At 42.3% G+C, this 16,667-nt stretch carries 14 protein-coding genes; 4 read left to right on the top strand and 10 right to left on the bottom strand.

Annotated features, from left to right (window positions below; translation table 11 throughout):
- Positions 1-175 precede the first annotated feature (175 nt).
- Positions 176-772: a recombinase family protein gene (locus AC5JP1_RS13040; protein WP_114701980.1), complete on the top strand. Its 597-nt coding sequence runs from the start codon at positions 176-178 to the stop codon at positions 770-772.
- A 164-nt stretch (positions 773-936) separates the two neighbouring features.
- Entirely contained in the window at positions 937-2,520 is a 1,584-nt protein-coding gene (locus AC5JP1_RS13035) for a Fic family protein (protein ID WP_114701979.1), read from the top strand.
- A gap of 234 nt (positions 2,521-2,754) precedes the next feature.
- On the opposite strand, the gene AC5JP1_RS13030 is transcribed toward AC5JP1_RS13035, so the two are convergent.
- From AC5JP1_RS13030 to AC5JP1_RS12995, 8 genes are all read right to left on the bottom strand, one after another.
- Positions 2,755-3,036: a hypothetical protein gene (locus AC5JP1_RS13030; protein WP_493844497.1), complete on the bottom strand. Its 282-nt coding sequence runs from the start codon at positions 3,034-3,036 to the stop codon at positions 2,755-2,757.
- Between the two features lie 733 nt (positions 3,037-3,769).
- Entirely contained in the window at positions 3,770-4,132 is a 363-nt protein-coding gene (locus tag AC5JP1_RS13025) for a DUF3817 domain-containing protein (protein WP_493844496.1), read from the bottom strand.
- Between the two features lie 245 nt (positions 4,133-4,377).
- Positions 4,378-5,085: a signal peptidase II gene (gene lspA / locus AC5JP1_RS13020; protein WP_114701927.1), complete on the bottom strand. Its 708-nt coding sequence runs from the start codon at positions 5,083-5,085 to the stop codon at positions 4,378-4,380.
- A gap of 141 nt (positions 5,086-5,226) precedes the next feature.
- On the bottom strand, positions 5,227-6,507 hold the full coding sequence (ccmI, locus tag AC5JP1_RS13015) for a c-type cytochrome biogenesis protein CcmI (RefSeq protein ID WP_493844495.1): 1,281 nt from the start codon (positions 6,505-6,507) through the stop codon (positions 5,227-5,229).
- Complete coding sequence (locus AC5JP1_RS13010; RefSeq protein WP_371532842.1) at positions 6,504-6,986, bottom strand: cytochrome c-type biogenesis protein; 483 nt, start codon at positions 6,984-6,986, stop codon at positions 6,504-6,506. The genes ccmI and AC5JP1_RS13010 overlap by 4 nt, the downstream gene beginning before the upstream one ends.
- Positions 6,987-7,069: 83 nt before the next feature.
- Positions 7,070-7,663 (bottom strand): DsbE family thiol:disulfide interchange protein, encoded by a 594-nt coding sequence (locus tag AC5JP1_RS13005; RefSeq protein ID WP_493844506.1) that lies wholly within the window; start codon positions 7,661-7,663, stop codon positions 7,070-7,072.
- Between the two features lie 69 nt (positions 7,664-7,732).
- Positions 7,733-9,781 carry a heme lyase CcmF/NrfE family subunit gene (locus AC5JP1_RS13000; protein WP_114701930.1) on the bottom strand — a complete coding sequence of 683 codons (2,049 nt, stop codon included), beginning with the start codon at positions 9,779-9,781 and terminating at the stop codon, positions 7,733-7,735.
- 121 nt (positions 9,782-9,902) lie between these two features.
- Positions 9,903-12,104 (bottom strand): heavy metal translocating P-type ATPase, encoded by a 2,202-nt coding sequence (locus tag AC5JP1_RS12995; RefSeq protein ID WP_102083145.1) that lies wholly within the window; start codon positions 12,102-12,104, stop codon positions 9,903-9,905.
- Positions 12,105-12,246: 142 nt separating this feature from the next.
- Between AC5JP1_RS12995 and cadR the strand changes: the two genes are divergently transcribed.
- Entirely contained in the window at positions 12,247-12,657 is a 411-nt protein-coding gene (gene cadR / locus AC5JP1_RS12990; protein ID WP_493844494.1) for a Cd(II)/Pb(II)-responsive transcriptional regulator, read from the top strand.
- Positions 12,658-12,804: 147 nt separating this feature from the next.
- Here cadR and AC5JP1_RS12985 read toward each other — a convergent pair whose 3' ends face one another.
- Together AC5JP1_RS12985 and AC5JP1_RS12980 are read right to left on the bottom strand one after the other, a co-directional pair.
- A complete protein-coding gene (locus AC5JP1_RS12985) occupies positions 12,805-13,527 on the bottom strand; it encodes a CHAP domain-containing protein (RefSeq protein ID WP_057758750.1) in 723 nt (240 codons plus the stop codon).
- Positions 13,528-14,323: 796 nt separating this feature from the next.
- A complete protein-coding gene (locus AC5JP1_RS12980; RefSeq protein WP_082787298.1) occupies positions 14,324-14,968 on the bottom strand; it encodes a DUF411 domain-containing protein in 645 nt (214 codons plus the stop codon).
- Between the two features lie 239 nt (positions 14,969-15,207).
- Between AC5JP1_RS12980 and lnt the strand changes: the two genes are divergently transcribed.
- The coding region (gene lnt, locus AC5JP1_RS12975) for an apolipoprotein N-acyltransferase (RefSeq protein WP_493844493.1) at positions 15,208-16,667 on the top strand (1,460 nt) is incomplete at its 3' end.

Genomic DNA, 16,667 nt, shown 5'->3' with positions numbered 1-16,667 from the left:
AGTCATACTGATTTAAAAGTGCTAAGCGGTCTACCATTAACCTATACCCAAAACATAAAACTTCTAAACGATAACCTATCTATCATTTGACTTTTATTTGATATTAAATGATAGTAATATCTTGCTATTATCAATGAACATCAATTATTAAGTCTAACTGATACAAAGAGGTATTATGACCGTTCGTATTTATGTGAGAGCCAGCACTAAGGATCAAGACGCTACTAGAGCATTAATAGATTTGGTTGCCTTCAGTAGCCGCTATGGTGATAGCTATGTTGATTACGTTGAGCACTTCAGTGGTACAAAGCTCGATAGACCAATCTTAGCTAAGTTGCTAAAGGACGCCGAGCAAGGCGATATTTTATTGGTTGAAAGCGTGGATAGATTAAGCAGACTATCTCAAGATGATTTTTCGATTCTAAAGCAGCGTATTAAAGATAAGGGCTTACGATTGGTGGTGGCTGATCTACCAACCACACATACGATGAGTGACGGTATGACAGGTGAGATCCTAAAAGTGATTAACGATATGCTGATCGATTTATTAGCGACCATGGCAAAGCTTGATAATGACAAGCGTAGAGAGCGCATTAAACAAGGATTGGCCAACAGTGGCTATAAACCCACTGGTAAGAAAGCCAATACCGCAAAACACAATCGTATTAAAGCATTGGCTAGTCAAAACAATATGACAAAAGAAGAGATCGCTAAGGCGGTTGGTGTTGGCGTAGCTACCGTTTATCGTGTCTTAAAGCAGGTCAATAGCTGAGGTATTTTAAATATCGACTCAACGTGACCTTTGGTCTTGATTTAAAGGCATCGCAACGTCATAAGAAAATCGTTTTAATGCAATAAGGCTTTATAATAATCATTATATTGCATTCATAATTGTTTTTGCGCAAAATGGCTTATCTATAATCGCTTGAGCCACTCATGATGAATACCCCTATCTCAGATCCTATTGGCGCAGCATGGCTTGTCCGTTATGCCAGCATAGAGCTGGTTTCGCCTTTATATGTCAGCAGTAGTATCGGTGGGCGCAGACAAACCTATAAAGACGGTGACGTCATTCATAACGCTTATCAGGAAACCGCACGTCCACTGGACACTATCATTGCGCACTTACAGTTTCACATGCGTCATGAAGTACTGAATTTAGAGTTACTGGTTCGTCTATTTGAGCAGATAGGGGCAAATGACGTGCAAGCATGGGTAAACGCTGAGCCGACAGGCAGCTATGCCCGTAGAATGGCTTTCTTGTATGAGTGGCTCATGGATAAGCATTTAGAGGTACCGAGTAATATAGGCGGTAACTATGTGGATGCTTTGGATACCAAGAAGTTGGTTACTTCAAGTCCTTCGCAGGTCATCAAGAACGCTCGCTGGCGTATCAATGACAATCTAGCAGGAACCCGTCATTTCTGTCCGATGCTGGTAAAAACAGAGGCCTTTACGCAAGCAGCTGCACTCGATATTGCCACAATGGTTGACAAACTTAACGATGAATTTGGGCAAGACTTACTGATGCGCGCCTCCGTATGGATGACCCTACGAGAGAGTAAAGCCAGCTTTACTATAGAAGGTGAGGGAAAAGAGTTAAAACGCATTGAACGTTTTGCCGATGTGATGGCACGGCGTACCGGCACCGGTGACATTCCGCTTGATCCTGAATCACTAGCAGAGTTGCAACAAGAGATACTCGGTAGCAAAACGGTTATCCAGCAGTATGGTGTCCGTCAATCACCAGTTTTTGTGTCGCATACTCAGGTCAATGGCTTTAAAGAAATTGTGCATTATATTGCTCCACCAGCTGATGACATTGCTGATAAGTTAGAAGGATTACAGGTATTTATGGAAAAGACTGAGGGACAATCAGCACTGATGCGTAGTGCGGTTGCCTCCTTTGCCTTTGTATATATTCATCCGCTGGCGGATGGCAATGGCCGTGTACATCGCTTTTTAATTAATGACGTCCTCAGGCGAGACCAGGTCATTCATGAGCCGATTATCCTACCTATATCACAAGCCATTGCCGAGCATCCCTCAGACCGGCATGCCTATGATAAGATTTTAGACCGTGTCTCTGTGCCGCTCATGAAGCAAATCCGTGATCATTACAGCTTTGATAAACAGGCAGTTACCTACCCTGATGGTATTCGCTCAAACTTAAATTTTGGAAATACTCACCTGATTCAACCTGCATGGCGCTTCATGGATCTAACGCCTCACGTTCAGTACTTATCAGGACTGATTGCTCATGTTATTGAAAAAGAGATGCATAACGAGTCACAGTACCTAAGAAAGCATGACCATGCACGACTGGCGATAAAAGAGATTGTTGAGATGCCCAACAGCTATGCCGATAGAATCATTCGCAGCATGCTACAAAATAAGGGTGCTAAAAGTAATAAGCTACTGAAGGATTATCCGTTTTTGGCAAATGATGAGGTTTGGGACGATATTTTCTCTATCGTTGTAGAGACCTTTAAAGATGAAGCAGATGGTTTGAATAGTTAGACGAACCCTGCTATACGCAGGAAAGTCTGCCTTGATAATCAAGCTCAAGCTAGTCTCAATATTATCGTTCCAATGATGATTCGTTTGTAAAACGATTCGGCGAAAATACCGTAGCCTGAAAAGTAATCAATATTTTTCTTGACCCTATTCAAGCTAATAAACTACTAAAAATAGAATATGTTAAAGGAACTTTGATAACAGATTACTTTTGTTTGACAAGAATTATTACAGCTCCTAAAATTTGAGTATTTGAGTATTTGAGTATTTGAGTATTTGAGTATTTGAGTATTTGAGTATTTGTTTAGCTATAACAGCTATCAGCTGACGCGAACACTTAGCTGTAGCTTGTATTTCAGAATAGCTATGCCCAGATTTTAGGAGGCTAGCAATAATCTTACGCTTTTCGGTATCTTTCCTACGCCCTAAATATTTACCTTCTGTCTTAGCATGAGCAATACCTTGCACCTGACGGTTATGTCGATCTTTATAGTCCTTTCTAGCAATAGCAGCGAGCATATCAAGCATCATCGAATTAATGGACTGTAATACGCTGCTCATAAATTCAGTGCTGCTCTCAGATTGAGGCGTCATATATGAGGTCGGTAGCTCTTTTGATACTACCCCAGATTCTTTTCTAATAGCATTCTTTTGAGAGTATCCCAATTAGCTTGGTTTAAACGTGCTAAGCGGTCAATCTGCTCTACCAAAATTATATCGCCTTCATAGGCATCATCGATCACTTACATTAACTGTGGACGTATTAAAGTTGCGCCTGATTCGTTTTCGACATAGAAGGCGGCAATTTTGTGATCATGATCAGTAGCAAACTGTATAAGCTCGTTTTTGGTACGCTTGGCATCTTATTCTTTGGTAGACGCTCGTAGACACGCTCTGATAAACATAAACACGTACAATAGTCTGTTATAAGTCGTCTATTAATCGGTTTTTGATGCCTTTTAGATGGTTCCCTTGGGGTATACCCTACGATAACAGGAAAGCCATCGCGAATGACAAAACCTGTTTAGCTTTTAAACAAGACGGGTTTGTCGATAGTATGTAAGATAAGTTCGAAAAGTAACTGGAGTGTGAGGCTATTCATACTTGGTCTGAATTAAAGTTTTATTGTGATTAATTTCTGCTCAATGTTATTCATTTGTCGCCATGATGAGTGATGGCGGCTTGTGATTTAGTTAGGAAAAATAATCTTGAGTAATAAGATACGTTTGTGGCATTTGTAGCAGAGCTTGTTCTAGGCTTCTTTACTTGCATTTTCCTGCAAGTTCTTTTTTAGTAAATGATCGAATATAAATGGGCCAAAAGGTAAGAGTGAGCCGAGTACGCCCGCAGGTATTGCCCAAAGAGGCATTTTTATTTTGATAGCTGAGCCTATAAGTATTATGATATAGGTAATAAACAACATACCGTGTGCCATACCGATGTATTTCACACCTTCTGGAATGTCCATCATATATTTTAGTGGCATGGCGATGAAGAGCAATAATAAGAAAGAGGTGCCTTCTAGATAGCCTATAAGGGTAAGACTTTTTAACGCTGTCTCTTGTTTTTTTCTAAGGCTGTGAATTTTTTCAATAGTTGGCTGAGCCTGTGACACTGTATTTTCCTTTTGTTATGATCAATAAAGAATTTATGGATTATTCAATGTCTCTATAATAATGGCTCTACGCAGAGCTTTTAAGTATTGAGTTTTAAGACCTAAAATGAGTGAGTACCTATACCAGTCATACATTATCTTCCAGTTCACATTTTATAAACATACTCAAGTATAAAAAGTATGTTTCCGTATAGAGTGACTACGACGCTAGTTCATTTTGTTTGTGATAATCGGCATCAATGTGCTTATTTATTACGCTTACTTTCTAAAAATATCATGTCAATTATAATCAATGCGACACCGACACAGACACCTATATCTGCAACATTGAAAATAGGATAATTCCATACATCAGCATAATGCACATGGATAAAGTCAACCACTTTACCAATTCTTAAACGATCGATTAAGTTGCCAATCGCACCACCAAGCATTAAGGCCAACCCCATAGATAATAGCTTGGCTGCACGTGGCGCTTTGATTAAATAAACCGTTAAAAAGATAGCCATTACAAAAGCTAAGCCTGAGAAAAACCATTTCTGCCAACCGCCAGCGTCGGCTAAAAAGCTAAATGCTGCCCCATAGTTATAAGCGAGTGTCCAGTTGAGAAATGGTTCAATGACCGGTACGGGGTCATTGAACGCTAATGTGGTTTGGGCCAACCACTTAGTCCATTGATCAAGTATTAATACCATTATCGCCAACAAATACCAGATAAAAGCGCGACTGCCATTGGCAACCATTTTTGGCATTTTGTCCAACTTACCTTTAGGTGTTATTGAGTTGCCTGAAGTCACGTACATAGCTTTAGGCGTATGATTCATGGTTTTAGAGTCAATCGATTGATGAGTACTACTCACAGCTATAGGTACTTTATTGTCAGCAATATTAGTACTAGCCGATTCAACGCTATTCAATTTAGTACTATCTAATCTGTCGGTAGATTCAGTCATAGTTGTTTTCTTTATCTATGTTTATACAATGAACAATGTTAAACGTATATGTTTTTGGTATACAATTATTAATCGCGCCACTTTCATAAACGGCTCCACTTACCGCTCTGGTTTTATGAAACTTACGGTAATAATTTTTTATTAGGGAATCTGTTGATTGATTTCAACATTAACCTGAGTCTGTTCAACGCTAATCATTATAGGATTACCCGATAAGTCGCCTGATTCTGCTATGGCATTACCGCTATGACTAATACGAGCAACGACTGCTAACTGAGTTTTGTCACTACGAGCTGAATTTAACGTGCGATCTGGCATCATCGCATCAAGATTACTTAAGCGGATACTAGCCTCACCTTGCTTGATAATACTAATGGGTAAACGTTTGGCGGCAAACGGTGGACCTCCTTTAACGTCACGTATCGCAACAAACAACACATCATCAGCTTTCACTAACGGTAATAAATTAGCGTTAATTTTCACTGTCACGTCAATACCTTCTAGCGCTTGCTTTTCTTGCGTGCTAACGTAGTTGCTTAACTCATCTAAGCTTGCTAAAGCTTTAGTATGATCACCTGGTTTGGCCACAATGCTGCCTTGTAAGCGTTTAATCCAACCTTGCGCTTGGGCAAAGTTACTACTACGAGTCTCACCCATTGCCATGAGCATTTGAGCCCGTTCATGCTGCGGATTCTTAGCTAATATAGCTTGTAATAGACGGCGAATATTGGCGTCTAACTGACCTTCATTAACAAAAAAACTAGTCTGAGCATAAGTAGTAGCAATCTCCTCGTTATCAGGTGCTAAACGATAGGCACGCGATAAGGCTTCTAACGCAGAGTCAGTCGCCTCCATCGATAAGAAAAGTTCAGATAGGCGCATCCAGCGATTAGGATCATCAGCGTTACGATGGACGTTGGTCTGCATAGCGCTAATCAACTGACGACCGTTTTCAGTCGCCCACTTTGGTGGCTTATCAATCTTAGCCGTCAATAGGTCATCAGCCACTTGTCCTACTTTGTCCTCGCTTGTCCACAAATCAAACACGGGCGTACGATTGCCTATTAGTAAGTACGCCATTGCAGCCAATATTGGGATCCAAGCTGCGACAATTAAACGGCTTTTGACATCAGGGGTGACCATAGGTGTTATCTGACGCTGCGCATCTAATAGCTGACGCTCCAGTTCCAGCTTTTGATTTTGATAATGGCTATTATTAATAGTACCGCTGTATTTATCTGTTTGTAGCTCAGCTAAACGTTCGCGAAATACTGCAACATTAATATCTAGCAGTTGATTGTCTATTGGTTTGGACTGCAAACGCGGTGCTCGTAGCCATGGCATAATAGCAATTAGCGCAAATATAAGAGCAATCAGCAAGCTTAGAGCTACAAATAAGCCAAAAGTAGAAAATAGAGTCATTTTTTGTCCTCTATGCTAGTAATATCGTGGTCGACATTCTCAGCTTGCGATAATAGACGATCAAGCTCAGCCTTTTCCGCAGAGGTCAAGGCAGCAGTACTGTTCACTGTAACGCCGTTTTGGCCACGGGCGACAACTTGGCGGCGTTTACTTTGCCAAAACCAACCAACAATTAAGACGAGCAATAATAGTGGTGGAAAAAACCATAGGATCCATGTCGATGGTCGCATAGGCGGCTTGTAGCTAATAAAGTCACCGTAGCGCTCTTGCATATAGGCGCGTATTTCAGCATCACTACGTCTATCTTTAATTAAATCATAGACTTTTTGCTTTAGATCCTGTGCAATCGGTGCATCAGAGGCTGCAAGGTTTTGATTTTGGCATTTTGGGCAGCGAAACTCTTCTATTAATCCACGATACTGAGCTTCTTGCTGTGGTGAATCAAAATCGTATACGTCAATAGCTGCGTTTGCCGTCATGTTAAGCAGACACGCTAGTATTAAGCTTGCTAGTTTTAAAATTATATTGAGTTTTATTTGAGGAGCTCTTATTCGAGTAACGTTCATTTGCACATCTCCTCAACCTGAATGAGATCAGGGCTATCGTTGTTCTTATTAGCCTCATTAAGTACGGTCAGGCACGGCTTAACACGCTGTTGCCAATTGGCTTCATTAATCTCACCAACAATATGCTGACGAATGATGCCATCTCCATCCACAACAAAGGTTTCGGGCGCACCAGTTATGCCTAAGTCTAGAGCAAACTGACCCAATGAATCCTGAATAGACATAGAAAATGGATCACCGCCTCGGTTTAAGTAACTGAGCGCATTACCAATCTCATCCTTATAATTCACACCAACGATATCAACGCCGCGCTCTTCTAGTTGCATTAAAAACGGATGCTCAATAACGCAAGTTGGACACCATGAGCCCCAAACATTAAGTAAGAACGGCTTATCCGGCAAATTATCATTGGTGATAGTACGGGTAGTATCTGCTAATACCGGCAGCTCAAAGGTAGGAACCGGACGCTCAAGAGCGGTATTGGTCACAATGTCTGTTGGTTTACCTAAGCGCATGTACAATATAACTACCAAACCAAAAAAGAGGATAAGCGGAACTAAGAACCATAGCTTCGTCTGCTTTTTTTTCATTGTCTTTGGGTTACGCTGCTTACTGTTTTGGCTATCTTTTTGCTCAGGAGTATTATTCGACATAGTCATTTATTTCTCCTTTAATGTCGACATCGTCGATGCTGAGATTGCCTGTTCAATAGCTACCTCATTGACTCCATCAGTAGCCAAACTACCAGTAACTAGCAACGGAGCTTTAACTTTTTTGATGCGGTATCGTTTATCAAGCATGCTAATTAATCCACCTAGAGCCATGATAATTGCCCCTAACCAAATCCAGCGAATTAATGGTTTTACATAAATCCTTAATGCCCATTGGTTACTACCATCGGCAATAGGTTCGCCCAGTGCGACATAAACATCGCGCATAAGACTGGGGTCAATAGCGGCTTCAGTCGTTGGCATCGTGCTGATAATATAAGTACGCTTTTCTGGAGTCAGTTTCGCCACTTCACGACCGTCTTTGGATACCACGACTTGCGCTTGCGTTGCATCAAAGTTACTACCCTTTATTTCAAAAAATTCAGTTACTTCAAAATCGTAACCTTGAACATTGACTGTATCGCCAATACCCATTGCTACGTCACGCTCAATACTCAGGCTACTAGTAAAGGCTATGCCAATGACAGCAACCAATACGCCAATATGAGCAGTCTGTTGACCCCAATAGCTCAGACGCAACTGCCGCAAACCGTTAAAAAGATTAGGCGCATTCTTAGTTTTATCTTTAAAATCAACTGCCATCCATAGCAGTGCCCAAAAGCTAACGGCTAAAGTCACACCAATATTAAGCATAGACGATGGATTAACAAAGTAAGTAATAATGGCAGCTAATACTAAGCTACTAACGGCGATGACCATGCCTATACCCAGTAGTGGACGGGTGTCTTTTTTCCAGCGAATATTTGAGCCCATACCCATAGCTATTAATAACAGCCACGTTAAAGGTACAAATAATGCATTAAAATAAGGAGGGCCAACGGACACTTGTCCTAAACCAAAGGCATCAGCGATAATAGGGTAAAGGGTGCCGAGCAGCACCACTAAGGTTGCAATCAAAATGATGGCGTTGTTGATCACTAAAAAGGACTCACGTGAAATCAGCTGATATTGACTTTCAACGGTTAAACGCCAACCTCGAACGGCAAACATTAATAGACCACTACCGATGATAATGCCAAGAATAGCTAAGATAACCAAACCACGCGTCGGATCAGCGGCAAACGAATGCACTGAGGTAAGGACTCCAGAGCGTACCAGGAACGTGCCAAGCAAGCTTAAGGCAAAGGCGAAAATAGCCAGCATAATGGTCCATGCTTTAAACACCCCGCGCTTTTCAGTGACTGCTAATGAATGCAGCAATGCTAAGCCGACAAGCCAAGGCATAAACGAGGCATTCTCTACCGGATCCCAAAACCACCAACCGCCCCAGCCAAGCTCGTAGTAGGCCCACCACGAGCCCAGTGCAATACCAATGGTCAAAAACCCCCAAGCCGCGAGCGCCCATGGACGTGACCAGCGTGTCCAAGCAGCATCTAAACGCCCTTCCCACAATGCCGCCATACAAAATGCAAAAGGTACTACCATACCCACATAGCCCATATATAACATGGGCGGATGAATAATCAGACCGAAATCTTGTAGGACAGGATTTAAATCAGCGCCATCGACCGCTAGATTGGGTAAGGTACGCTCAAACGGTGACGAGGTAAATATCAGCATCGTTAGCATCATTAACTGTACACCGGCCAAAATAACTAATACCCGCGCACGCATTGATAACGGCAAGCCGCGACTAAAGTATGATACCAGTGCACACCATGTGGCCATGATGGTCATCCATAGCAGCAAAGAGCCCTCGTGTCCGCCCCATGTCGCCGATAACTTATAGTACCAAGGCAACAGCGTATTGGAATGCTGCGCGACGTAACTGAGGCTAAAATCATTATAATAAAAACCTGCTATCAAAGCGCCAAATGACGTTATCATGGCGGCAAACTGTGCCCAAGCTAAGCTAGGGGCTAGTCGTTGCCAAGCAACTTGGTTATGAATAACACCAATAGTTGGCAGAATTACCTGCAATAACGCCAATACAAAAGCGGTAAGCAAGGCAAAATAGCCCAATTCTGTAATCAACATACGGTCTAACCTTATTTACTCTAATGCGGTTGCAGTTTACTGTGGCGGTGGAATTTTTATTATTAGAACCCACCCCCGAAATCTGCTGCTATCTCTAGTTTTTAATTGATTTCGAAGGGTTTTATTTAACTACTTTAGGCGGATTTACCAGTGGAGGCGCTCCCTTAAAGCGCAGTAAACGTAACGCATTAAGAGTAACGAGCACTGTTGCTCCAGCATCAGCTAGAACCGCAATCCATAGTCCAGTAATGCCGAATACGGTCGTGATCAGAAAGACGCCTTTGAGACCCAAAGCGAAAATGACGTTCTGATGAATGTTGCGCATGGTGGCACGTGAAAGTGCGATGAGATGAGCCATATCCGTAACACGACTTTTTAATAATGCGATATCGGCCGTCTCAATGGCCACATCGGTACCACCACCCATCGCGATGCCAACATCGGCAGTTGCTAGCGCTGGCGCATCGTTAATACCATCACCAACCATCGCTATTTTGCGGTTGTTCTTCATCTCGTTAAGCAGGCGCAGTTTGTCCTCAGGCAACAGCTCAGCTTCCCATTCCACGTCTAAATTACTGGCAAGTGCTTGAGCGGTTAAGCGGTTGTCGCCTGTTAGCATGACGGAGCGCACACCCATCGCTTTGAGCTGAGCCACACCTTCATGAGCGTCGTCTCGTAATTCGTCTCTTAGCGCGATTAATCCAAGCACTTCACGGTTTTGCTCATCGAAAAGAACAGAGACGGTCTTACCCTCATTTTGCAGCGCCTCAATTTGCGCCTGTTGTGTGGATGAAATCAATGCCTCATCGGCTGCGTAAACAGGCGAACCGATAGCTAGCGCGCGCTCCGCGACAGTTGCGTGTACCGCTTTACCCGCAGTAGCAGAAGCTTTGGAAGCCACAGGTATAACAACTTTAGCGGCTTCAGCATGGCTGACAATGGCTTCAGCAAGTGGGTGACTAGAACCAGTCTCCACACTGGCAAAAAGTGCCAATATCTCATCTTGACCTTGAGAATTCTGACCTTGAATACTTGAGTCCTCTTGTGTAAAGGCAACAACATCGGTCACGCGTGGTTTGCCTTCAGTTAAAGTGCCTGTCTTGTCAAAAGCGACCGTCTTCACTTGGCCGATAGTTTCTAAAGCACTACCGCCTTTGATCAGCAAGCCACGGCGCGCACCAACAGCAAGACCAGAGGCGATGGCAGCGGGTGTTGATAGTACAAGAGCACAGGGACAGGCAATCAGCAACAGTGCTAGACCGCGATACAACCAAGTCGACCAATCTCCACCCATGGCTAACGGTGGAATGATAATAATTAGGGCGGCAATAGCCATCACTGCCGGTGTGTAATAGCGACTGAATTTCTCAATAAAACGGGCAGTGGGTGCTTTGGAGGCTTGGGCTTGCTCTACCAGCTCAATAATGCGCGAAATGGTGTTATCGGCGGCTGTCTTTTCTACGCGCACTTGGAGCACACCATCGATGTTAATTGACCCTGCAAATACATTGTCACCCATCGTCTTGGCAACAGGAACAGACTCTCCCGTCACGGGCGAATCATCAAGGCTGGACGCACCTTGAACAATGGAACCATCAGCAGATACCCTATCTCCAGGACGCACCAGCACAAGGTCATTCACTTGTAATGAAGTCGCTGGAACGTTACGCTGCCCACCTTGAGCATCAAGTAAAATTGCACTTTTCGGAACCAGCGATGATAAGGCTCTGATGCCAGCGCGAGCGCGATCAGCAGCGATACTCTCAAACAGTTCACCGATTGAGAACAAAAAGACAACTGCTGCGGCCTCTTCAGCTTCACCAATGATAAGTGCGCCAAGCACGGCGACGGACATCAGCGTTTCAATTGAAAAGAATGAACCTGTTTTAGCCAGTGCTAAGGCTTTGCGCGCAAATGGAAAAACGCCTACAATCACAGCGATGGCAAACACCCATATCCCATAAGCGGGCAACAGTAGTGACAGTGCATAAGCGCTGCCCATCAAAATACCGAGGCCAACAACCTGTTTGCCTTTTTGAGTTTGCCACCATTGCTTATCCTGCGGAGCCATCTGATTGTCGCTGTCAATATCAATAGCCGATACAGTTTGTTGACCAGTATTGGCAGAGATGCCGAACCCTAGGCTTTTGATTGTTTTTTCGATATCACTAGCCTGAGTCGGCGCACCAGGGGCTAAATTTAGCTCTAGCGTTTCTGTAGCGAAATTCAGCTGAACATCAGAAACCCCAGGCATACGTTTCAAAGCTGTTTCAATCTTGCCGATGCAACTGGCACAGTCCATACCTTCAATATGATATTTCATAATAATTTACCCTTTGAATAATGATATTATGAACCCTATAGTGGCTTTAGAGTCAAGGTTATTTATCTACAGTTTCGTAATTTTAATTTCTCTAGCGCTAGTCTTTACAGCCACTTTAATTATTTAAATCATAGAGGTTGTTATGACAATCAAAATTGGTGAGCTCGCTAAACGCACAGGTGCCACAGTAGAAACCATTCGCTATTATGAAAAAGAGCGTTTATTACCCGAGCCTTCTCGTAGCGAAGGGAATTATCGTTTATATAATGAAGAGCACATTGAGCGTCTACAATTTATCCTACATTGCCGTACGCTCGATATGGCTTTAGATGATGTGCGAATCTTACTTGAATACTGGGAGTCGCCTGACAAGGACTGCGGCGATGTGAACTCATTACTAGATAAGCAAATTTATGCTGTAGAAATACGAATGGAAGAATTGATGCACTTAAAGCATCACTTGACCGTTTTGCGCCAGAAATGTGCAAGTAGTGCACCAGCGTCATCATGTGGCATTTTAAACGCGCTTGTCGATAACTCCTGTCATGAGTAATGATATCAGTAGTGTTCATTTCTGACGGATCAAATCATGAAAGGTTAAATACGCCCTGATGTTAAGCACAAAAAAACCCAGCAATGATATTAAGATCACTACTGGGTTGGAGGAAATAACAACTATGTTGTGCTGACTTAGAAAGTCTTATTTATCATTCATAGCAAGGTAGATATTACGATCTGATGCGGATGCGTCATCCACGTATTTTGAATCGCGCCATGTCGTATAAGCATAGACACCACTGTATGGGCTGATGCTGTTCTGACGGAAATCAGAAATCCAATTTTCGCCATCAAATATTTGGATATGGCCATGCGGGCGCTTTGATGAGCGATCATAGACAATAACATCACCTACTTGGGTTGGCATATCATTACTGATTTTGCTAAAACCTGCTTTATCAAGCGTGCCACGAGTGGCGTACTGATAGGCTGAAGGATTGGGTGTAAATTCATAACCAGCTGATTGTAGTGCTTTACGTACGTAACGGGCACAATATCCAGAGCTGCCAGATAAAGCCACTTTTGAGGCGCGAGCAGCAGCGATAGCGGGGGCTGAATTGCTGTCAGGAACCTTATTGACTTGCTGCTGTTGTTTTTCAGCGTATAAGCGGCTGTTTAATGATGAAAGCTGATTCTCTTTTTGCTTGGCCTGCGCACTTAGGTTGCTAATTGCTTGACTAATTTCATCATTATTAGAAACATAAGCACCACTTTTGGTGCTATAGATGTTTTTTGATGAACCGTAGTTTGATGCCACAGAAGTATTGGTGATGGTATTATTTGTTTGAGAGATTGTGATAGCAGCACCACTCGTTTGTGCTATGCCCATACCCAGTACTGACAAAATCAATAAAGCCTGTTTCATAAATCTAATACCTACGGTTAATTCAAAATCGTCTGTTATCAACAACAGCGCAGTCAATTAAATCTCAATAACTCAAGTATATATATGTCATAGTGACTGATACTTCTGCTGCATATTATTCATATAAAAAATGATTATTGGCGATCACAGCTCATTGAAGTCTTACGAAGCTGTTACAAATCAAGCTGCTGACCAAAACACAAAGCCGACTTTAGCATAGGCTGTTTAGCCTGTCATCCCCCTTAAAAACCCCAAAAATACTTTTTTGATGTCGAAAAAATTGCTAATATCCCACATTTTACAATGTAAGTTTGTGTAACATGTACAGAATATAGCTGACTAGATTGACCACAATTTCTACTGTTTTATAAGCAAAAAAACGTCTGAGGGTTAAATCTATAATTTAGATTTAACCCTCAGACGTTTTTCTATTGGATGAAGTAATTACCCTATATAGGGTCTAACTAATTATTAAGATAATATAATAATTTATAATATTGATATAGATGTTAATTCCCTACTGGCTTATTTAATATTACGTAATTGTTTCGATACATCCTGTATATTCTTGTATTAACCCTTAGTTATTTATCTATTTTAAGGGTTAATAACCGATAAATCCGCTTACATTGTCATCAAAAGTTACAAATTCAAAGTTATTTTTAATTTTAAAGTCGCAATAGCTAATGAATTTTTTGATGAAGAATCATTTTATAAGCAATAGAACAGTCTTATACTTGCTTCATTCGCTTTTAACGCTAACACTATAATCAAAGTATTCTTAACTGCTAACACACTATAATTGCTGCTCTACCGATTCAATATCAGCATAAACTTGGGTCGTCCCGTCTTTATTGAGTTGCATAACCTGATAGGGCATGAATTTATTTTGATACTCCATACCCGGGCTACCAACAGGCATGCCAGGTACGGCAAGACCCATAGCTTGTACTGGCGGATTTTCTAAAAACTGCGCCATATATTTAGCGGGTACATGACCTTCAAAGACGTAACCATCAGTAGTGACTACAGTATGGCAAGAACGCATTTCATTTGGAACGCTGTAGCGCTCTTTAAATACGGCTAAGTCCGCAACATCTTGCGCGGTTGCACTTAGACCATTATCTTCTGCATGACTTATCCATTCTTTACAGCAGCCGCAATTGGCATCTTTATAGACAGTGGCTGAGACGTTTTTTAGTAGGTCTGGTTTACTTACTGATGTCATCATAGGAGTATTTATAACGTTTGGTTCAGCTGTCTTCGGAACAGTCACTACATCTTCAGTTGATGCCGATGTTGTGCTTGCATCAGATACGCCACTACTCGGTTGGCTACAAGCAAATAGTGATGAGGCGGCAAGTAATACTAACGTACTACGCAACCCCTTAGACAGATAACGATTGAATATAAGACTGGATTTTATTTTTAAGGGGGTCATAGTGCTCTCTCATGTACTGTAGATATTGTGAGCTATAGAAGGTCAAGTAACACTTCATATCGTTTGGTAATGTAGCATAATAACCCATCAAACGGAGTACGTAAATTTATCCATTGAGCAGTGCGGACTGGTATCATAAGCAGTTTTCATTTTGAAATGCTGCCTGTAGTATTAACAGGTCTATCCGAGTTTTGGATTTTGACTAAAAATTCAAAACTCATAATTTTGGATAATTTGCGATGCGCCTGTCTACTATTAATCTACAAAAGCGTTTGAGTACTCACTCAAATCAATTACCGCTATGGTTTACGCTAGTAGCAGCATGGCTTGCAGGGGCTATTTTTTTATTTGCGCTAGCGCCTCATGGGTTCTGGCCGCTAGCAATAGTGTCACCAGCGATTTTATATGCGCTGTTGGTACCAAATATGAGTGGTCGTCGCGCTTTTATTATCGGTGAAGCTTACGGTATGGGGCTATGGTGCGTCGGCGGCTTTTGGCTCTATACTGCCATCCATGATTATAGCGATACTCCAACGTGGCTCGCATTGATTATGATTGGATTGATGGGTCTCGGTATGGGACTGTTTCATGGATTTTTAGCACTAGTCTTTAACCGTATGGTAGGCAAACAACCCTTTTCATTTGCTGCTCTTTGGGTGCTACAAGAATGGTTAAAAACTTGGTTATTCACAGGCTTTCCGTGGCTGTTTGTTGGTTATGCATTTACTGAAGAGTATTGGTTATCGTCCTTAGCACCCGTTGCTGGTGTTTTTGCCGTCTCTTTTGTTGCCATACTATTGGCTGCAAGTTTAGTAGAGCTACTGCTTCGACGCAGTAGTTATGCCGTCGTTTCTGTACTGTTATTAGCCATTAGCACATCATTATGGCTGGTCAATCCGCAATGGACAAAACCTAAGGGCACACCTGATCTGTCAGTGTCATTGATTCAAGGTAATATTTCACAAGATATAAAGTGGCTGACGCAATATCAAGTAGAAACGCTAAAGATTTATGCGAAGTTAACGCGCACTGAGTGGGGACGTGATGTGGTGGTGTGGCCTGAATCATCTATTCCGATGTTTCAGGATGAGGCTGCGGGCTTTATTAGTGAAATGATAGAAATGGCCAATGCGACCAATACGACATGGATAACTGGTATCCCTTATAAGGATAAAGCGGCATTCAATGCCAGTACGGATAAGTATCCCCCATTTTACAATAGCGTGATTGCTCGAGGTGTAGAAGCGGAAGGCCTATACAAGAAGCAGCGTCTAGTGCCTTTTGGAGAGTATATTCCATTTGAAGGCGTGCTCGATATTTTCCCAAGTTTGGCCGGTAGTCAGGATATTAAGAGCTATAGTCGTGGTAGTGATCAGCAGTCACCGCTAAAGGTGCGTGAACACAATATAGGGACGGCTATCTGTTATGAGGTAGCTTATCCAGATACCACGCGTAAAAATGCCATCGATACTGACTTTTTGTTGACCGTCTCTAACGATGCCTGGTTTGGCACTTCAGCAGGACCATTGCAACATTTGCAAATGGTACAAATGCGCGCGCTTGAGAACGGGCGCTGGTTTATTCGAGCGACCAATACTGGTGTTACCGCTATCATTAACCATAAAGGTCGTATTGTAAAACGCGCACCGCAGTTTGAGCGTACTGTACTACGTGGTGAGATACAGGCACGGGTTGGTAA

This window comes from Psychrobacter sp. H29 (genome assembly GCF_059073055.1).
This window is presented reverse-complemented; position numbering and strand designations above follow the sequence as displayed.